Below are 18,313 nucleotides of genomic sequence, written 5' to 3'. Positions count from 1 at the left end.
CGCGGCGTTTTTACCCGCCATGCGTGTCAGGCTGCCCACGATCCTTGTGGCGCGCCGGCCATCCTCCCTCTATACCTCGGACATGCGAGACGCCCACGAGAAGGCTGTGCCCGACCGTACCGCATCGCGCCGACCGCTGCTGGTGACCGGCCTGCCGGCCAGCGCGCTCGAGTTGCGGGAGAGCCCGCGGGCGACCCGCATGACCTTGCGGGTCGATCCGGCCCGTGACGTGATCCAGGTGGTGGTGCCGCGCGGCGTCACGGAAGCCGAGGCGGCCCGCTTCGTCGCCCGGCATGCCGACTGGGTGCGCTCCCGGCTCGCCGCCATGCCGCCGAGGCTCGCGTTCGCCGATGGCGTCGCGCTGCCGTTCCTGGGCGCCGACCACGTCGTCAGGCACGACCCCCGGCACCGCGGCGGCACCCTGCGCGCGGATGGCGAGATCCGCGTCGGCGGCAGTCCGGAGTTCGTGGCCCGGCGCGTGCGCGACTTCCTCGTCGCCGAGGCCCGGCGCGAGCTTGCCGCGCGCTCGCGCGACAAGGCGGAGCGGATCGGCGCCTCGCTCGGCGCCGTCGCGGTGCGCGACACCCGCAGCCGCTGGGGGAGCTGCGCGTCCACCGGCCGGCTGTCCTTCTCGTGGCGGCTGATCCTGGCGCCTGAACCGGTGCTCGACTACGTGGTCTCCCACGAAGTGGCGCATCTGCGCGAGATGAACCACGGCCCCCGTTTCTGGCGGCTGGTCGCGACGCTGAGCCCGGAAGCCGAGGGTGCCCGCGCCTGGCTCAAGGCGAACGGGGCGCGGCTGCTGCGCTACGGCTGAGGCGGCGCCGGCCCGCATGTCCGCATGCCCGCAGATCTGACCTGCCGGCGCGGGGGTGGACAGGGCGGGGCCGGATGGGGCATGTGTCCTGGTCCCTCTCCTGCGATGGCCGTCCATGCCCCGTCCGCAAAGCCGCACCGTCGCCGTCCTGCTGACCGCGCTGGTCGCGTTCGGGCCGCTCTCGACGGACCTCTATCTTCCCTCGCTGCCGCTCCTGGCCTCGGTGTTCTCGACGGACGCCGCCTCGGTCCAGCTCACGCTCAGCGTGTTCCTGGTCGGCTTCGCGGTCAGCCAGCTCGTCTACGGGCCGATGTCCGACCGGTTCGGCCGCAGGCCGGTGATCCTGGGCGGTGTGGCGATCTTCGTGGTCGCCAGCGTCGCCTGTACCTTCGCACAGTCGATCGAGCAGCTCGTCGCCGCGCGCTTCTTCCAGGCGGTCGGAGCCTGCTGCGGGCCCGTGCTCGGCCGTGCCGTGGTGCGCGACGTCTATGGACGGGACGGCGCCGCGCGCATCCTCGCCTACATGGCGATGGCGGTGGCGCTCGGCCCCGCGGTCGGGCCGGTGATCGGCGGCGTGCTGACCACGGCGTTCGGCTGGCGGGCGAACTTCGTCCTGCTGCTGGCCTTCGGCGCCGTGATCCTGGTCGCGGCCGCCCTGCTGCTGGACGAGACCAACGACCATCTCGACCCGCTGGCGCTGAGGCCCGGCCGGCTGGCCTCGAACTACGCGACGCTGCTCGGCGACCGCGTCTATATCGGCTACGTGTTGTGCGCGTCCTTCGTCTACAGCGGCATCTTCGCCTTCATTTCCGGCTCGTCCTTCGTGCTGATCGACGGGCTCGGCCTCTCGCCCGAGGAGTACGGCCTGTCCTTCGGCGTCGTGGTGGTCGGCTACATAACGGGATCGTTCGGCGCAGGCCGCCTCTCGCTCGCGCTGGGGCCCACGAGGATGGTGGCGCTGGGGACCGCGGTCCTGATGCTGGGCGGACTGTCGGGCCTCGCCCTGGCGGTTGCGGGCGAGCCTTCGGTCGCGTCCATCCTCGCGCCGCTGTTCGTGTTCCTGGCCGGGGCGGGGCTGACGCTGCCGAATACGATGGCCGGGGCGATCGGCCCCTTCCCGGCGATGGCCGGGCTCGCCTCGGCCCTGCTGGGCTTCATCCAGATGACGCTCGCGAGTGCGGTCGGCATCTTCGTCGGCCATCTCGACGGCGGCGACGGCGTGGTCATGATGGCGGCGACCGCGGCGGCCTCCGTGGCTGCCGCGGCCTGCCGCCGGCTGGTGGCGCCGCGTCCGGCCGCGGCCTGAAGCCGGCCAGGACGGGAGGCGGCGCTACTGCGTCGCCAGCGGCCAGCTCACGGCGTGGGCGGGCAGGCCGAGCGCCGCGGCGGCCTCGCGGGCGAGGCGGTTGGCCGTCTCGGCATCCGGTTGCGGGCCCAGGGTCACCATGTACCACGACGGGGCGGCCGGAATACCTGGCTCGCGTGCCAGCACGATCTGCGGCTTGTAGCCGAGGGCGGCCAACTCGGCGGCGAGGGCGTCCGCATTCTCCTTCATCAAGAAGCGTGCGACCTGGACCGACAGGATCGACGGCGGGCCCGCGGCCTCGACCGGCACCGGCGGAGGAACCTCCGCCACCGTCTCGGGCGGCGGCATGGCCGTCGTCGCCTCCAGCAGGGAACCGCGCATCTTGGAGCTCGGCGGCCGCTGCGGCGACGGTCCTGAGCGGACCTCCACCACTGCCGGCGGCTCGGCGGCTGCCGGCGGCGGGTCGGCGGCCTCCGCCGGCGGCAGAGCGGCGACCTCGGTCGGAGCGGCGGTCTCGACGGGCACGCTTGCCTCGGCCGGGCCGCTCGCCGGAGCGGTGCTCCCGGCGGAAGCGACGGAACTGCTGTCCGACACGCTGACGCTCACGCTCTGGCCGCCGGCGGCACCGTCGGCCGCGGGAGCGGAAGCGACGGCCTCCGCCCCGGTGGCGGAAGCTTCGGCCGGCGGGTTCGCGATCGCGAAACTACCACCCATTCCGTGGCCGAGGATGAGGCCGAGGACGAAGGTGATGCACCCGAAGGTGAGCATACCCAGCCCGACGAAGGCACTGAGCCAGCGGCCCATCATGATGGCTTTCCCTTTTCGGCGGTGGCCGGCTTGGTGGCCGCGGGGGAGGTTGTCGCACGCGGTGCGGCGGGACCGGCGGTCCCCTCTTCCTTGGGGCTCGTCGGCGCCTTCGGTTTGTGCGCGGCGGGCGCGGTTGCCGCGTGCCTGTCCGTGAACATGCCGCGCTGCATGGAATTGCCGCCCATCTGGAGCCGCTGCCACGGCACGAAGCGGTCGCCGGGGAGCTGGGCCTGCTGCCGGAACGCCGCGATCGGCTGGTAGGTGCCCGAATAGTTGCTCCACCAGTCGAGCGAACCGTTGTCGAATCGGACCGTGCCCGCATAGAGCACCGCCCGCCCGCCGGCGAGCTTCGCGTGGCTGGCCTTGTTGGAGACGAACGTATGGGCGTCGTTGCGCGTCGTACCGTGCACCCGGACGAAGTTGTAGGTGCCGTTGGGCTTGACGCGCAGCCCCCGCTCGGCGGTTTCGAGCTGGAACTGGCCATCGTGGAGCGACAAGAGCTGGTCGGCCACGGCGCTTCGTTCCGTCTTTTGGGCCCTCAGCGGGTCGAAGGTGCGGAACGCTTGCACCGCGGGCGCGCGGGCACCGGCCGGCGGCTTGCCGGGCCAGTGGGCCGGGGGCGGTGCGAAGCTCCGGTGCTTGGCGGACATGGCGGCTCGGCGGCAAGTACCTCTATCGGTGGACTATACCCCAAGCGGGGCGGTCTGCAAACACGGGTCGGTTGCGGCAGCCGACCTTATTATCGCGACACGAGGTTCACGGCTCCCGCGACCTGCCGCAGCAGCGCCCGGCGGAATGCCCGCGCGGCCGGGCCCAGGGGCTCGTCCAGGCGATGGGCGAGATGGGCGTCGACGATGGTCTCGCCGCCCGGGCCCAATGCCTCGGCGGCGATCCGCGCGAGCCGCCCCTCGGCCAGGTCGCGCTCGACCGCCCACAGCGGCAGCCGCCCCCAGCCGGCCCCCGCCAGGATCAAGGCCTGCTTCGCATCCTGGCCGTCCACGCGCCACGTCCCGGGCGAGAGCACGCCGAAGTCGCGCCCCTGCGACAGCGGGGTCGGATCCTCCTGCACGATCTGCAGGTGATCGGCGAGTTCCACCGCGCCGAGCGGCCCCGCCCTGCGGGCCAGGGGATGGGCCGCGGCGGCCACCGCGACGAAGGATAGGCGGCACAGCGCCTCCAGCTCGACGTGCGGGTCGCGGAAGTCGTGGCCGACGGTGATCCCCAACGTGCAGCGCCGCTCGCGCAGCGCGGCGAACGGAGCGCCGAGGGGGGCTACCCGCATCCTGACGCCGACCGAAGGATGAGCCTGGTGCAGGTCCTTCAGCGCCGCGCCGACGGCGTCCAGCGGGAACAGGCTGTCGACCACGATCGACAGGACCAGTTCCACCCCCTCGCCCAGCCCGCGCGCCCGCGCCCGCAAGGCGTCGACCTTCAGCAGGATGGCACGCGCGTCCTCCAGCAGCGCGCGTCCCTCCGGCGTCAAAGCCGGCCGGTGGCCGGAACGGTCGAAAAGCGTCACCCCCAGCTGGGCCTCGAGGCCGGCGACGGCATGGCTCACCGCCGACTGGACCCGCGACAGGCGGCCGGCGGCCGCGCGGAAGCTGCCGGCTTCGGCGACGGCGACGAAGACGCGCATCTGGTCGAGCGTCAGGGCATCCAGCATGATCTATTCCATCGATCAATCTCAGCGAGTTTTTAGCAGTTACGTAGATCGACCTGCAACGTCATCTCTGGAGCGTCGGAAACGAAACGGGAGAGGTGACAGCGATGACGATCGACGCTTCGAGCGGCGCCGCCAGGGTGCTCGTGCTCTATTACTCGTCCTACGGCCATATCGAAGCCATGGCGCAAGCGGTCGCGCAGGGCGTCCGCGAGGCGGGCGCCGTCGCGGTGCTCAGACGGGTGCCGGAACTCGTGCCGGGCGAGGTCGCGCAACGCTCCGGCTACAAGCTCGACCAGGCGGCGCCGGTCGCGACGGTCGCGGAACTGGCGGACTACGACGCGATCATCCTGGGCACGCCGACCCGCTTCGGCAACATGGCGTCGCAGATGAAGAACTTCCTCGACCAGACCGGCGGGCTGTGGTTCGAGGACAAGCTGGTCGGCAAGGTCGGCAGCGTCTTCACCTCGACCGGCAGCCAGCACGGCGGCCAGGAATCGACGATCCTGGCGACCCATGTCGTGCTGATGCATCTGGGCATGCTGGTCGTCGGCCTTCCCTACACCTTCAAGGGCCAGATGCGCATGGACGAGATCACCGGCGGCTCGCCCTACGGCGCCTCGACGCTGGCCGACGACGGCGAGGGCGGCGACCGCCGGCCGAGCGCCAACGAGCTGGCCGGCGCGCGCTTCCAGGGCCGGCACGTGGCTGAGCTCGCGACGGCGCTGGCGCTCGGACGCCGGCATGCCCCGCGCACGGCCGCCTGGGCGGATGTCGCGGCGGACGTCGCGGCTTCGGTCGGCTGAGGCGGCATGCCCGGCATCCTCCTCATCGTCGGCGCGGGCGTCGTCTCGGCCTTCCAGGTCGGCAAGGCGTCCGCGGCACTCGCCGCCGTGCAGGCCGACTTCGCCCTCGACCTCGCCACGGCGTCGTGGCTGCTCTCGGCCTTCGCGGTCGTCGGCGCGGTCGCCGGCATCGCCATCGGCGTCAGCGTGGACCATGCGGGCGCCAGGCGGATGGCGGTCGGCGGCCTGCTGCTGCAGGGCCTGTGCAGCGGCGCCGGCGCGTTCGCGGCCGGTGCGATGCCGCTGCTGGCGACCCGCGTGCTCGAAGGCGTCGGCTTCCTCGCCGTCACGGTCGCCGCGCCGGCCCTGATCCTCGCGGCGACGTCCCCGCGCGAACGGGGCCGGGCGCTGGCCGTCTGGGGCACGTTCATGCCGGCCGGGCTCACCCTGGTCATGCTTGGCGCGCCGCTGCTGGACGCCGTGGGGTGGCGCGGCTTCTGGCTGGCGAACGCGGCTCTCCTCGTCGGCTACGCCGCGCTGCTCGCGCGGGGCACGCGGTCGATCCCGCCCGGCGCCGTCCCGCAGCGGGGTATCGCGGACGACGTGCGGGAAACGCTGACCGCCGGCGGGCCGTGGCTTCTGGGCAGCCTCTTCGCCACTTTCGCCGCCGCCTTCTTCGCGGTATTCGCGTTCCTGCCCTCGATCCTGGCCGACCGGCTGGCGGTCTCGCCGGAGACCGCCGGCGTGCTGACCGCGGCCGTGGTGGCGGCGAGCGCGCTGGGCAATCTCGCCTGCGGACGGCTGCTGGCCCGCGGCGTGCGGCCCGTGTTCATCCTGCTGGCGGGCTTCGGCATCATGGTGCCGTGCGGCATCGGCATCCTCGGCGACGTCCTCCCGGGCGCCGCCGCCTATGCGCTGTGCATCGTCTTCTCGGCCGTCGGCGGGCTGATCCCCGTCACCCTGATCGAGGCCGCGTCCCGCCACGCGCCGCGCCCCGACCTCGTCGGCGCCACCGTCGGCTTCCTGATGCAGGGCAACAACGTCGGCATGGTCCTCGGGCCGGCGATGGCCGGGGCGATCGCCGCCGCGTCCGGCTGGCCCGCGGTCGCCCTGCTGGTCGTCGCCCTCGGCGTCGCGGGCGGCCTGCTGGCACTGGCGCTCCGTGCGCTTCCGGCAGAGAGGCTGGCTGAGAGGCAGGCGGGTTCGGGGATCTTGACCTCAACCATGGTTGAGGACCCAAGGTCGCCCGATCGAGCCGCGCGGTCGGCGCCGCGGCACCAGGGAGAAACAAGCAGATGAACGCCAACGAGACGTCGCGGCCGTTGTACCGGGTCGACAAGTTCATCGTCCCTGCCCAGGGGCGCGACGAGTTCCTGGACAAGGTGGCGCGGACCCACGCCGTTTTGCGGAACCAGGAGGGCTTCGTGCGGGACTACATCCTGGAGCAGCAGTCCGGCCCGGGAGAGTTCAACATGGTGACCTTCGTGGAGTGGACGGGCCAGGACGCGATCGAGCGGGCCTCGGCCGCCGTGGCGAAGCTGCACGCCGAGATCGGCTTCGACCGCCGCGAGATGATGACCCGGCTGGGGATCAGGGCCGACATCGCCAACTATGCGAGGCTGGAGATCTAGAAAGGAAAGGAGAGCCGGGGGGCAGGTGCCACCTCAACTGTTGTTGGCGAGGTACGCACCCCCCGTGTGGGGCAGCGCCTGGTGCTCCCAGGTGGGAACGAGCTGCATCGTCCCGGTCGCCTCCTCATGGGGATAGCCGGTATGGTGCCAGGTGTATCCGGACTTCGATCCACCCTCGAAATTGCAATCGCTGATATCCTCAGAGGATTTCCCGGTATATATGAAATCATCTATTTGGGAATGAGGGTAAGCCCACCAAAGGAAAACCCGATTATTATAGATTTTAACGTAAATATCGTCCTCGTTGACACCCCTGCCCTTCACAGGCCATTTGCCGTACTTGTTCTCATTCTTGTTGAAATACGAGAGGGAGACATAGCCGGGCGGCACCCCACGCACCGTCGTCGCGGCCTTCTTGGTCCTGGACCGCAGGCTGTAGCCCTCGTCCATCTTCTGCACGACCACCCGTGGCGGTGCGGCATGCGACGGCTTGGCCTGCGCGGGCGCGGGGCCGAAGCGCGTCGGCGGAGGCGGATGTCTGCGGCGGTCCATGGTCACTTTCCCGTCCGGGCTACCGCGCCAGAGTACCAACTCCGCCGGCCGGCGGCATACCCCTAAGTGCGGATCTCGGTCCCGAGGCCGCGAAGGAACAGCGCCACCGCGGCGCGGACGTGCCGCTCGCGCTCCTCCTCGGTCGGGACGGGGCGGCGGCCGAAGCTCAGGTCCCAGTCCAGCCGTCCCTTCAGCGCCGCCATGAACTGGCCGCCCAGGAACGCCGGGTCGAAGCCGGTCGAGGGCAGGCGCCTCTGGGCGACCGCCCGGGCGAAGAAGCGGGCGACCGCGTCGCAGCCACGGTCCGGCCCGCTGCTGCAGAAGATCTCCGCCAGCTCGGGAAAGCGCGCGGCCTCGCCGGTCACCATCTGCCGCAGCCGCATCGCCCCCGGCGACCACAGCAGCGCAAGGAAGCGCAGGCCGATCCGGCGCAACGCCTCGTCGAGCGGGACGTCGTCGAACGCCTCGGGGGCGAAATGCATGCCGCTGCGCCGGCACTCCGTCTCCACGGTCGCGGCGAACAGCGCCTCCTTCGACGGGAAGCGGGTGTAGAGCGTCGTCTTGGAGACGCGGGCGGTCTGCGCGATCAAGTCCATCGAGGTCGCGGCGAAGCCGTGCTCCAGGAACGCCGCCCTGGCGGCGGACAGGATCTTGTCGAGCTTGGGGTCCGGGCGTTCGCTCATTCTGGACTGGACTGTACGGTTTCCTCTTGACGAGGTCAACGCGCCGATGCAGCCTCGCGATACGATACAGTTCAGTTCAGTTCTGGGAGCGGCAGATGCGCATCGCGTTCGGTCGGCCGGCGGTTCTCGCCGGGCTCGGGGTCCTGGTCCTGCTCTCCGCCTGCGAGGCGCCGGCGGAAGTGGCGGCGGGGCCCTCCTCCCCCACCCCTCGCCCGGTCCGGACCGCGCCGGTCGTGCTGGAGCCGGCGGTCGGGACCGACCGCTACGCGGCCGTCATCCGGCCGCGTACCGAGTCGGAGCTGGGCTTCCGGGTCGCGGGCAAGGTGGTCGAACGGCTGGTGGCGGTCGGCGACCGGGTCGCGGCGGGAACCCCGCTCGCCCGGCTGGACGCGGCCGACCTGGACCTGCGCGTGCGGGCGGCGGAGGCGCGGCTCGCCGCGGCACGGGCGGAAGCCGCCAACGCGCGTGAGGATTTCCGCCGCTACGCGGCCCTGCGCGACGGCGGCTGGACGACGCGCCAGGAGCACGACCGCCGCCGGGCCGCCGCCGAGCGGGCCGAGGCCGGCATGCGCGAGAGCGAGGCCGAGTTGCGCGCCGCGCGCAACGCCGCCGGATACGCGGTCCTGACCGCCGACGCCGACGGGATCGTCACCGCCGCGCCGGTCGAGCCGGGCCAGGTCGTCGTCGCCGGCCAGACCGTGGTCCGGGTCGCGCGCGAGGGGGCGCTGGAGGCCGTCGCCGACCTGCCGGAGCAGGCGGTCGCGGGGCTGGCCGACCGCGTGCTGACGGTCGAGCTGTGGTCCTTGCCCGGGCTGAGCCTCGACGGCGCGGTGCGCGAGGTCGCTCCCTCGGCCGATCCCGCCACCCGCACCTACCGCGTCCGGATCGACCTCGCCGACACGCCGCCAGGGGTCCGGATCGGCATGACCGCGACCCTGCTCGCCCGCGTGCCCGATGCCGGCGCCGTCGCGCATCTGCCGCTCGCCGCGCTGACCGACGCGGGCGGAAGCCCGGCGGTCTGGGTCGTGGACGCGGCCGGCACCGGGGTCGAGCTGCGCCCGGTCCGGGTCGCGGGCTACGAGGGCGACCGGGTCGTGATCGCGGACGGGCTCGCGGAGGGCGAGCGGGTCGTCACCGCCGGTGTTCACAAGCTCGACCCGGCGCAGGAGATCCGCGTCTGGCAGGAAGCATCCAGATGAGCGGCCGGCTCAACCTGTCGGCCTGGGCGCTCGCGCACCGCACGCTCGTGCTGTTCCTGATCCTGGCGAGCATCGCCGCGGGCGTCTTCGCCTATTCCGCCCTCGGGCGCGCCGAGGACCCCTCCTTCACCTTCAAGGTGATGACGATCCGCGCCGAGTGGCCGGGCGCGACCGCGGCCGAGGTCGAGCGCTACGTCACCGACCCGATCGAGGAGGTGCTGGAGGAGGTCCCGCATTTCGACTACGCCCGCAGCTACTCCCGGCCGGGCGAATCGGTGGTCTTCGCGACGCTGAGGGACGATACCCCGCCGCATCGGGTCCAGGACCTGTGGTACCAGACCCGCAAGAAGGTCGGCGACATGGCCCACCGGCTGCCGGACGGCGTGCTCGGCCCCTGGTTCGACGACGAGTTCGGCGACGTCTACAGCGCGATCTACGCCTTCGCCGGCGAGGAGTTCTCCCCGGCCGAGCTGAAGGCGGCGGCCGAGGCGGCGCGCGAACGGCTGCGCCACTTGCCGGGGGTGGAGCAGATCGACCTGGTCGCCGACCGGGACGAGCGTGTCTTCGTCGAGATTTCCAGCCGCCGCCTCGCCAGCTTCGGCGTGCCGGTGCAGGCCGTGGTCGACGCACTGAGGCGCGAGAACGCGATGGCGCCGTCCGGCCGGGTCGAGACGGAGTCCCGGCGCGTGTTCGTCCGCCTCGACGCCGGCGAGGCCGGCGGGAACGCCGTCGAGCGGCTGCGGGCGCTGCCGATCGCGGCCGGGGACCGGGTTCTGGCGCTCGGCGACGTCGCGCAGATCCGGCGCGGCTACGAGGACCCGCCACGCAGCACGATGCGGGTCGACGGCCGCCCGGCGGTCGGCCTCGGCGTCGTGATGGCGCCCGGCGGCGACGTCCTGGCGCTGGGCGAAGCGCTCGCGGCCGCGATGGAGCGGGTCCGGGCGGAGTTGCCGCTCGGCATGGAGGCGGTCCAGGTCGCCGACCAGTCCCGGGTCGTCCAGGACTCGGTCGGCGAGTTCACGAAGGCGCTGGCCGAGGCGCTGGGCATCGTGATCCTGGTCGGGATCGTCAGCCTGGGCTGGCGCAGCGGGGTCGTCGTGGCGCTGACGGTGCCGCTGGTGCTGGCGCTGACGCTGGCGGCGATGCTCCTGCTCGGCATCGACCTGCACCGCATCTCTCTCGGCGCGCTGATCATCGCGCTGGGGCTGCTGGTCGACGACGCGATCATCGCGGTCGAGATGATGGCCGTGAAGATGGAGCAGGGCTGGGACCGGCTCAGCGCCGGCGCCTTCGCCTACACCTCGACCGCGTTCCCGATGCTGACCGGCACGCTGGTGACCGCGGCGGGCTTCCTGCCGGTCGGCCTCGCCCGCTCCGCCTCCGGTGAATACACCAACGCGATCTTCTGGGTCGTCGGCGCGTCGCTGTTGATCTCCTGGATCGTCGCGGTGGTCTTCACCCCCTATCTCGGATACCTGCTGCTGCCGGCGCCGAAGCCGGGCCGGCACGCCGATCCCTGGGACGGGCGCGCCTACCGGATGCTGAGGCGCGCGATCGGGGCCTGCCTGCGCCTCCGGTGGACGGTGATCGGGCTGACGGCCGGCTGCTTCATCGCGGCGCTCGCGGGCTTCGGCCTGGTCCAGCAGCAGTTCTTCCCGTCGGCGAGCCGGCCCGAACTGCTGGTGGACGTCAGGCTCGCGGCCGGCGCCTCGTTCGAGGCGACCGAACGCGAGGTGGAGAGGATGGAGCGCCTCCTTGCGGCCGACGACCGGATCGCGCACTGGGCCGCCTATACCGGCGCCGGCACGCCGCGCTTCTACCTGCCGATCGACCAGCAGCTCCCGAACCCGGGCTTCGCCCAGTTCGTCGTCGTGACCAGGGGGCTGGAGGAGCGCGAGGGGGTGATGGCCGACCTGTCGGCGCGCGCCGAGGCCGAGTTTCCGGCCGCGCGCCTGCGCGTCAGCCGGCTGGAGAACGGCCCGCCGGTCGGATACCCGGTGCAGTTCCGGGTATCGGGCGACGATCCCGACCGCCTGCGCGAGATCGCCCGCCGCGTGCGCGACGAGATGCGCGCCGACCCGGACCTCGCCGACGTCCATCTCGATTGGGGCGAGCTCGCCCCGTCCGTCCGGCTCGAGGTCGATCCCGTGAAGGCGCGGGCGCTCGGCATCGACAGGAACGAGCTGTCGCGCGCGGTGGCGATGCTGCTCGACGGGGTCGCCGTCACGGAGCTGCGCGAAGGCGGGGAGACGATCGACGTGGTCCTGCGCGCGACGGAGGAGGAGCGGCGCGACCTCTCGGGCCTCGGCACGCTGTCCGTCGGGACCGCCGACGGCACGGTGCTGCCGCTGGGCCAGGTCGCGGTCCCGCGCTACGGGCTGGAGGAGCCGGTGCTGTGGCGGCGCGACCGGGCGACGACGATCGCCGTCAAGGCGGACGTCGCGGGCGGCGTCCAGGCGCCGTCCGCCAGCCGGCGCATGGACGCCCGGCTCGACGCGCTGCGCGCAGGGCTGCCGCCCGGCTATGCGATCGTCATGGGCGGCGCGATCGAGGAGAGCGCCCGGGGACAAGGGTCGATCGCGAAGATCCTGCCGCTGATGGTGCTGGTCATGGTGACGATGCTGATGATCCAGCTCCAGAGCTTCTCCCGGCTGGCGCTGGTGCTGCTGACGGCGCCGCTGGGGCTGATCGGGGTCACGGCCTCGCTGCTCGCCTCGGGCCTGCCCTTCGGCTTCGTGGCGCTGCTCGGCGTCATCGCGCTCGCCGGCATCATCATGCGCAACTCCGTGATCCTCGTGGACCAGATAGACGCCGACATCCGGGCGGGCGAGCCGCGCTGGACGGCGGTGGTCGATGCCACCGTGCGGCGTGCGCGGCCGATCCTGCTGACCGCCGCGGCGGCGATCCTGGCCATGATCCCGCTGGCCGGCAGCGTGTTCTGGGGGCCGATGGCGGTCGCGATCATGGGCGGGCTGGCCGGGGCGACGGTGCTGACGCTGTTCTTCCTGCCCGCCCTCTATGCCGCCTGGTTCCGGGTCCGCCCCGACGAGGTGCGGGCGGCCGAGCCCGCCCCCGCCCCCGCCCCGCTGCGCGCGCTGGCGGCGGAGTGAGCGCGCGCCTACACTCGGCCGGCAGCACGGGGGCAGCGCGCGAGGACGGGCCGGCGATGGAGCGGGAGACCTATAAGGTCGTGGACATGCACACGGCGGGCGAGCCGGTGCGCATCGTCACCGGCGGCTACCCGCCGCTCGAGGGGGCGACGCTGCTGGAGAAGCGCCGCTTCGTGCACGAGCGGCTGGACCATGTCCGCACCCGCCTGATGCACGAGCCGCGCGGCCATGCCGAGATGTACGGGGCGATCTTGACCGAGCCGTCGCATCCCGGCTGCGCGGCGGCCGTGCTGTTCATGCACGCCTCGGGCTACAGCACGATGTGCGGCCATGCCACGATCGCGCTCGGGCGCTGGCTGGTCGACACCGGCCGGGTCGGGCGCACGGGCGACGAGACGCGCTTCCTGCTGGAATGCCCCTGCGGCCCGGTGGCGGTCGCGGTCGACACGCGCGGCGCGCGCACGGGGGCGGTGTCGTTCGACAGCGTCCCGGCCTTCGCCTGCGCGCTCGACCGCGAGGCCGAGGTGCCGGGGCTGGGGCGGGTGCGCTTCGACATCGGCTATGGCGGCGCCTTCTACGCGGTGCTGCCGGCCGCCCGCCTCGGGCTCGATCTGCGGGCGACGCCGCTGGCGCGCCTCGTCGAGGCGGCGACCGCGATCACCGAGGCGGTGCGCGCCGGACCGCCGGTCCGCCACCCGTCGGAACCGGACCTTTCCTTTCTCTACGGCACGATCCTGACCGACGACGAGGCTCCTGGCCCGGACCGGCCGTCGCGCAACCTCTGCGTCTTCGGCGACGGGCAGGTCGACCGCAGCCCCACCGGCAGCGGCGTCACCGCGCGCATCGCCATCGAGACCGCGCGCCGGCGCCTCGTTCCGGGCACGCCGTGGCGGATCGAGGGCGTGACCGGCGTGCCGTTCGAGGGCATGGCCGTCGCGGCGACGACCGCGGGGAGGTATCCCGCGGTCACGGTCCGCGTCTCGGGCCGGGCCTACTATTGCGGCTGGTCGGAGTTCGTGGTGGAGGAGGAGGACCCGTTGCGCGACGGCTTCCTGCTGCCGGGCTGACGACGCGCCGGCCGCCCGCGCTTCGCCGGCCGGCCGGTCTTGGGATTGGCGCTGGCAGGATTGGTGTTGGCGGGGTGGGCGCCGGGAAGCGGATCGAACGGGAGCGGCACGTCGCCGAGCATGCCGTCGGCCGAGAACTCCGCGGCCCACGAGGCGGCCATGGCCATCAGGGACTCCGGCGACGGCGGCGGCTCGAGCGGGCCGCCGTTGCGCACCTCCTGCTCCATGCCTTCCCGGACCTCGTCCATCATGCTCAGCGCGAGGCGGGCGTTCTTCGTGTCGCCGATGGCCATGCCCCGCTCTGCGAGGCGCTTCAGCATGTCCATGATGGAGGTGGCGCGCGCCACGCGCTTGGACAGCACCTCGACGCGCAATTCGGCGACGCGCGCACGGACCTCAGGGCGGGCCCAGGCCTTGGCCCCCAGATCGGCTGAGATCTCCTGGTGCAGCCCCGCCGCCCGCAGCGCGTCTTCCGGGCGGTGACCCTGGGCGACGTGCCGGCAGAAGAGCTCGTCCAACGGGTCCAGTTTCCGCTCGCTCATCGCCCTCTCCCCAGTCGGCCCCTCATCGCACAGAAGGGCTTTATGGAACGAAATACGAACATTGTCAACCCGGCCGGGTCGCGTCCCGATCGGATGCGCGCACCCGGGCGCCGGCCCCCAGGGAACCCGGCGGCCCCGCCGGCGGTTCGGGGATGGCTGAAGAAACCGCTTGACCTTCCAGCCGCTGGAAGGTGGAGGCTTGCCGGACATCCAGCGAAGGAGAGCGACATGCTGAAGCTGAAAGTGGACGGAATGACCTGCGGGCATTGCGCCCAGACCGTCACGAGGGCCGTCGAGGCCGTGCCCGCCGTCGAGCGCGCCCTGGTGGACCTGAAGGCGGGCGAGGTGAGCGTCGAAGGCGACGCCGAGGAGACGGCCGTCCGCCGGGCGATCGAGGATGCCGGCTACGACGTCCGCGGCGCGGCCTGAAAGCGCACCGGTCCGGAACCGGCCGGGGAGATCGGCCGTTGATCTCGCGGGGGCGCTCGTCGAGGGATGATCCGGGCGCCCCCGTAATCTGCCGACGCCAAAGGCCGACGCCAAGGATGGAGAGATCGATGCCATTCGCCGACATCGCACGCAAATCGAACGAGCCGCTCGACGTCAAGATCGGGATACCGGACCAGCAGCGCAAAGCCATCGCCGACGGGCTGTCGAAGCTGCTCGCCGACACCTACACGCTGCTCGGCAAGACCCACGGCTTCCACTGGAACGTCGAGGGCCCGACCTTCCACAGCCTCCACGAGATGTTCCAGGAGCAGTACGAGGACCTGCAGGGGGCGGTGGACGAGATCGCGGAGCGCATCCGCGCGCTGGGGTACTTCCCGCCCGGCAGCCTGAGCCAGTTCCTGAAGCACACCAGCATCAAGGACGAGCACGGCACCCCGGACGCCCGCAACATGGTCGAGCAGATCGTCCGCGACAACGAGGAGGTCACCCGGACCGCGCGCGAGATCGTGCAGATCTGCGACGAGGCCAACGACACCGTGACCGAGGACCTCCTGAACAAGCGCATGGGCGCGCACGAGAAGGTGGCCTGGATGCTGCGCTCCACCCTCGCCAAGTCCGACCTGGTGAGGAACTAGCCTGCGTCCGGCGGGCCGCGCCACCCGGTGCGGCCCGCCGCCGGCAGCTCCGCTCCGCTACCGCACCTTGCCATGCACGGCGACCGGCATGATGATCGGGGTCGTTCACCGCGGCACGATCCGGGACCATCGATGGAGGACACCATGAAGCCGTTCGCACGCGCCCTGCTGTTCGCGCTGGCGTTGCTCGTCCCGACCGTCACCCAACTCGCGGTCGCCCAGGCCCAAGCGGCTCCGGACCGGGTCGAGGTCTGGAAGTCGCCGAGCTGCGGCTGCTGCGGCGGATGGGTCGACCACATGCGGGCTGCCGGTTTCGCCGTGACGGTCCATGAAGTGGACGACCTGGAGCCGGTCAAGCGATCCGGCGGCGTGCCCGAGGCGCTGGGCTCCTGCCACACGGCGCTCGTCGACGGCTACGTGATCGAGGGCCACGTCCCCGCCGGCGACGTGAGGCGCCTGCTGTCCGAACGCCCCGCGGCTCGGGGCCTGTCGGTGCCCGGCATGCCGATGGACGCGCCGGGCATGGACATGGCGACGGGCGAGCCCTACGAGACGATCCTGTTCGGCGCCTCGGGCGGGGACAGGGTCTTCGCCCGGCACTGAAGAACCGGGTTTACGCCGGGCCGCCGGCCGCGGACCGCCCGAGCGGGGCGTCGGCGGGGAGCAGGCGGAAGAAGGAGATCGCCAGCACCGCCGAGCCCAGGGCGAAAACGGCGAAGGCCGCCTGCAGCGAGGCCGCCTCGGCGATCGCGCCGGCCACGGCCGAGCCGGCCGGGAACGCCGTCCAGCCGATCCAGCGATAGGCCGCGACCGTGCGGCCGAGAAGGGCGCGCGGCACCGCGACCTGGAGGTGCGAGGCGACCGTGACCACCCAGACCACCCCCCCGAACCCGGCCGCCACGGCCGCCGCGCATACGGCGACCACGCCGCCGCTGAGCGCCGGTACCGCGAGCAGCAGGACCGTGCCGGCCAGGTCGAGGAACAGGACCGGCCGGTCGCCCAGCACCCGGCGCAGCGGCTCGACCGCGACGGCGCCGAGAAGGCTGCCGACCCCGAGGCAGGCCATGATGCCGCCGAGCAGGCTCGCGGGCAGGTCCAGCGCGTCGGGCGACACCGCATAGGAGACGACGAGGCTCAGCCACGCGCTCCAGCAGCCGGACATGCCGGTGACGAGGACCGTGAGTCCCAGCAGCGTCCGGTCGCGCCCGATGTACCGCAGGCCCGCGAACGGGCTCGCAGCCCCGCCCGCCGGCCGGTCGGGCCGCGGGGACGCCCGACGGGCCGGAAGGGTGACGAGCGCCGCCGCGGCAAGCACGGCCGCCACGGCGCAGAACGCGAAAGGAACCGAGACTTCCAGCAGCGCTGCGCCGAACAGCGGCGCCAGCAGCAGCATGGCCACCGTCTTGGTCCCCTGGAGCAGGCTGTTGGCGCGGCCGAGCGCCGCCGGCGCGACCAGATCGGGAGCCACGGTCTGGCTCACGTTCTCGGCCAGCACCTCGCCGCAGCTCACCGCGAAGCCGGCGGCGCACAGCAGCGCCAGCACCCCGGCGGCCGGTCCCGCGCCGACCGACGCCGCGACCAGCGCCGCCGCAAGCGCGGCCAGGAGAACCAGGGCGTGCGCCAGCAGCAGCGCGTCGGTCTTGCGCATGCGGTCGAGGAGGACGCCGGCCAGGATGCCGAACAACGGCCACCCCATCGTCAGCGCGGTCGCCACCGCCGCGACCTCCGCCGGCGACCCGCCGCCGAGCGCCACCGCGGCCGGGAACGCCACCTTCAGCGCCGCGACGCCGAGACCGGCTCCGGCGAGGCCCGCCACCACCATGAAGAACGGGGTTGCCATCGCCCGTCACCCCCTCAATATGGAATGGAGCTTACAGGTACCATGGACCGGTAATCTTGAAAACAGATTTCAAAGATTACGAAGAGGCTGTACCCCGGTGCGTGCGGGAGCCGGAGGGCTTCGTCCTCGCCCTGGTGAACACGGTGGACCCCGTGCGTCCGGTGCCCGACCTGCTGGTGGACGCCGAGGGCTGCCGGGACTTCCTGAAGGCGTGGCTGGACACGGCCCCGGAACCGGACGACGCCGGAGCGATCCGGGCCGTCCGCGACCGCGTCCGCGCCGCGGCGCTGGCGCTGGCGGAGGGGCGATCCGGCCGTGAGGTGGCGGAGAGCCTGGACACCCTGGTCACCCGCGTCGCGTTCCGGGCCTCGGTGCGCGCGGGGGACGACGCCCCGGCCGTCGGGATGGCGCCCGCCCCCGGGACGGAACCGGCCGATCGCCTCGCCGCCTACGCCGTGCTGGCGCTGGCCGACGTGATCGAGGCGCGCGGAGCCGGGCGCCTGCGCCAATGCGAATCGGCGCCGTGCGAAGAGGTCTTCGTGGACGCCTCCAAAGCCGGGCAGCAGCGCTTCTGCTCCAAACGCTGCGCAACCCGGTTCCACGTCGCCCGCCACCGGCACCGCAAGGCGGGTGGAAGCGGCTGACCTCGACCCGCTCCTTGACTGCCGACGCCTTATGTTCTCTTATTGTTCTCTTTACCGGAACGAGGAGGACACCCCATGGCCCCGCGCATCGAGTTGTTCTGCCGCATCGCCGCGCGCGGCGAGCCCCTGGCCGAGGCCGCGCGCCGCGCTGGCTACGCCCCCGGCTCCACGCCGTGGGCGCACGCGGACGTCCGGGCCCGCCTCGCCGAGCTGTCCGCGGAGGAGGAGGACCGGCACGAGGCCCTCGTCGAGCAGATGCGCCGGCAGCACGACGAGCTGTACGGCAAGCTGGTCGAGCAGGGGCATGTCCCCGCCGCCGCCCGCCTGCTGGCCCACCGGTGGCGCTTCGAGAAAGACGTCGGCGCCGTCCGCGCCGTGACCCGGGCCGAGCGCGAGCGCCTGCGCGAGGACCTGCGCGAGGACGTCCGGGACGAGCTGCGCGACGAACTGCGCGGCAAGGTCCAGGCGGAACTGGTGGAGGAGCTGCGCAAGGAGCTGGCGGGACTGCGCGACGAGCTGCGCGCGGAAATGCGCGCCGGGCCGAAGACGAAAACCGGCACCGTGACGAAACATGACATTCCCGCA

At 72.5% G+C, this 18,313-nt stretch carries 20 protein-coding genes; 13 read left to right on the top strand and 7 right to left on the bottom strand.

Annotated elements, in window-relative coordinates; genetic code table 11:
• Positions 1-106 precede the first annotated feature (106 nt).
• Entirely contained in the window at positions 107-817 is a 711-nt protein-coding gene (locus VGO20_RS04430) for a M48 family metallopeptidase (protein ID WP_327501084.1), read from the top strand.
• 115 nt (positions 818-932) lie between these two features.
• Positions 933-2,123, top strand: a complete 1,191-nt coding sequence (locus VGO20_RS04425) for a multidrug effflux MFS transporter (protein WP_327501083.1) — start codon at positions 933-935, stop codon at positions 2,121-2,123.
• Between the two features lie 24 nt (positions 2,124-2,147).
• Here VGO20_RS04425 and VGO20_RS04420 read toward each other — a convergent pair whose 3' ends face one another.
• From VGO20_RS04420 to VGO20_RS04410, 3 genes are all read right to left on the bottom strand, one after another.
• A complete protein-coding gene (locus VGO20_RS04420) occupies positions 2,148-2,930 on the bottom strand; it encodes an SPOR domain-containing protein (RefSeq protein WP_327501082.1) in 783 nt (260 codons plus the stop codon).
• Positions 2,927-3,580 carry a hypothetical protein gene (locus VGO20_RS04415; protein ID WP_327501081.1) on the bottom strand — a complete coding sequence of 218 codons (654 nt, stop codon included), beginning with the start codon at positions 3,578-3,580 and terminating at the stop codon, positions 2,927-2,929. Before VGO20_RS04415 ends, VGO20_RS04420 begins: the two co-directional genes overlap by 4 nt.
• A gap of 89 nt (positions 3,581-3,669) precedes the next feature.
• Positions 3,670-4,593: a LysR family transcriptional regulator gene (locus VGO20_RS04410; protein ID WP_327501080.1), complete on the bottom strand. Its 924-nt coding sequence runs from the start codon at positions 4,591-4,593 to the stop codon at positions 3,670-3,672.
• A gap of 104 nt (positions 4,594-4,697) precedes the next feature.
• Between VGO20_RS04410 and wrbA the strand changes: the two genes are divergently transcribed.
• From wrbA to VGO20_RS04395, 3 genes are read left to right on the top strand one after another with little or no spacing between them, the layout of a single operon-like run.
• Positions 4,698-5,396: an NAD(P)H:quinone oxidoreductase gene (gene wrbA, locus VGO20_RS04405; RefSeq protein ID WP_327501079.1), complete on the top strand. Its 699-nt coding sequence runs from the start codon at positions 4,698-4,700 to the stop codon at positions 5,394-5,396.
• A 6-nt stretch (positions 5,397-5,402) separates the two neighbouring features.
• Complete coding sequence (locus tag VGO20_RS04400; protein ID WP_327501078.1) at positions 5,403-6,674, top strand: MFS transporter; 1,272 nt, start codon at positions 5,403-5,405, stop codon at positions 6,672-6,674.
• Positions 6,671-7,006: an antibiotic biosynthesis monooxygenase gene (locus VGO20_RS04395; protein ID WP_327501077.1), complete on the top strand. Its 336-nt coding sequence runs from the start codon at positions 6,671-6,673 to the stop codon at positions 7,004-7,006. Before VGO20_RS04400 ends, VGO20_RS04395 begins: the two co-directional genes overlap by 4 nt.
• A 33-nt stretch (positions 7,007-7,039) precedes the next feature.
• Here VGO20_RS04395 and VGO20_RS04390 read toward each other — a convergent pair whose 3' ends face one another.
• Positions 7,040-7,558, bottom strand: coding sequence for an HNH endonuclease (locus VGO20_RS04390; RefSeq protein ID WP_327501076.1), 519 nt, complete (start codon positions 7,556-7,558; stop codon positions 7,040-7,042).
• A gap of 62 nt (positions 7,559-7,620) precedes the next feature.
• Positions 7,621-8,241 carry a TetR/AcrR family transcriptional regulator gene (locus VGO20_RS04385; protein ID WP_327501075.1) on the bottom strand — a complete coding sequence of 207 codons (621 nt, stop codon included), beginning with the start codon at positions 8,239-8,241 and terminating at the stop codon, positions 7,621-7,623.
• 95 nt (positions 8,242-8,336) lie between these two features.
• Between VGO20_RS04385 and VGO20_RS04380 the strand changes: the two genes are divergently transcribed.
• Genes VGO20_RS04380 through VGO20_RS04370 form a run of 3 tightly spaced genes read left to right on the top strand, consistent with a single transcriptional unit; the run spans position 8,337 to position 13,617 of the window.
• Positions 8,337-9,440, top strand: a complete 1,104-nt coding sequence (locus tag VGO20_RS04380; protein ID WP_327501074.1) for an efflux RND transporter periplasmic adaptor subunit — start codon at positions 8,337-8,339, stop codon at positions 9,438-9,440.
• The gene (locus tag VGO20_RS04375) at positions 9,437-12,550 is read left to right on the top strand and encodes an efflux RND transporter permease subunit (RefSeq protein ID WP_327501073.1); all 3,114 of its coding nucleotides are present in this window, start codon (positions 9,437-9,439) and stop codon (positions 12,548-12,550) included. The genes VGO20_RS04380 and VGO20_RS04375 overlap by 4 nt, the downstream gene beginning before the upstream one ends.
• Positions 12,547-13,617, top strand: coding sequence for a proline racemase family protein (locus VGO20_RS04370; protein WP_327501072.1), 1,071 nt, complete (start codon positions 12,547-12,549; stop codon positions 13,615-13,617). Before VGO20_RS04375 ends, VGO20_RS04370 begins: the two co-directional genes overlap by 4 nt.
• Here the strand turns inward: VGO20_RS04370 and VGO20_RS04365 are convergent.
• A complete protein-coding gene (locus VGO20_RS04365; protein ID WP_327501071.1) occupies positions 13,545-14,159 on the bottom strand; it encodes a hypothetical protein in 615 nt (204 codons plus the stop codon). The genes VGO20_RS04370 and VGO20_RS04365 overlap by 73 nt on opposite strands.
• A 228-nt stretch (positions 14,160-14,387) precedes the next feature.
• Between VGO20_RS04365 and VGO20_RS04360 the strand changes: the two genes are divergently transcribed.
• The 3 genes from VGO20_RS04360 (at position 14,388) to VGO20_RS04350 (ending at position 15,847) form a co-directional block, all read left to right on the top strand.
• A complete protein-coding gene (locus VGO20_RS04360) occupies positions 14,388-14,588 on the top strand; it encodes a heavy-metal-associated domain-containing protein (protein WP_327501070.1) in 201 nt (66 codons plus the stop codon).
• A 128-nt stretch (positions 14,589-14,716) separates the two neighbouring features.
• Entirely contained in the window at positions 14,717-15,244 is a 528-nt protein-coding gene (locus VGO20_RS04355) for a Dps family protein (RefSeq protein ID WP_327501069.1), read from the top strand.
• A 144-nt stretch (positions 15,245-15,388) separates the two neighbouring features.
• Positions 15,389-15,847: a DUF411 domain-containing protein gene (locus tag VGO20_RS04350; RefSeq protein WP_327501068.1), complete on the top strand. Its 459-nt coding sequence runs from the start codon at positions 15,389-15,391 to the stop codon at positions 15,845-15,847.
• A gap of 10 nt (positions 15,848-15,857) precedes the next feature.
• Here VGO20_RS04350 and VGO20_RS04345 read toward each other — a convergent pair whose 3' ends face one another.
• Positions 15,858-17,084 carry an MFS transporter gene (locus VGO20_RS04345; RefSeq protein ID WP_327501067.1) on the bottom strand — a complete coding sequence of 409 codons (1,227 nt, stop codon included), beginning with the start codon at positions 17,082-17,084 and terminating at the stop codon, positions 15,858-15,860.
• Between the two features lie 101 nt (positions 17,085-17,185).
• Here VGO20_RS04345 and VGO20_RS04340 point away from each other — a divergent pair, with 101 nt between their 5' ends.
• Together VGO20_RS04340 and VGO20_RS04335 are read left to right on the top strand one after the other, a co-directional pair.
• On the top strand, positions 17,186-17,728 hold the full coding sequence (locus VGO20_RS04340; protein ID WP_327501066.1) for a CGNR zinc finger domain-containing protein: 543 nt from the start codon (positions 17,186-17,188) through the stop codon (positions 17,726-17,728).
• Positions 17,729-17,803: 75 nt separating this feature from the next.
• A partial coding sequence (locus VGO20_RS04335) for a hypothetical protein (RefSeq protein WP_327501065.1) occupies positions 17,804-18,313 on the top strand: 510 nt, incomplete at its 3' end.

Origin of the sequence: Arenibaculum sp. (genome assembly GCF_035998295.1) — a bacterium.
Classification (GTDB): domain Bacteria; phylum Pseudomonadota; class Alphaproteobacteria; order Azospirillales; family Azospirillaceae; genus DASYHS01.
The sequence above is the reverse complement of the archived record's forward strand: the minus strand, read 5'-3'. Positions and strand labels throughout refer to the sequence as shown.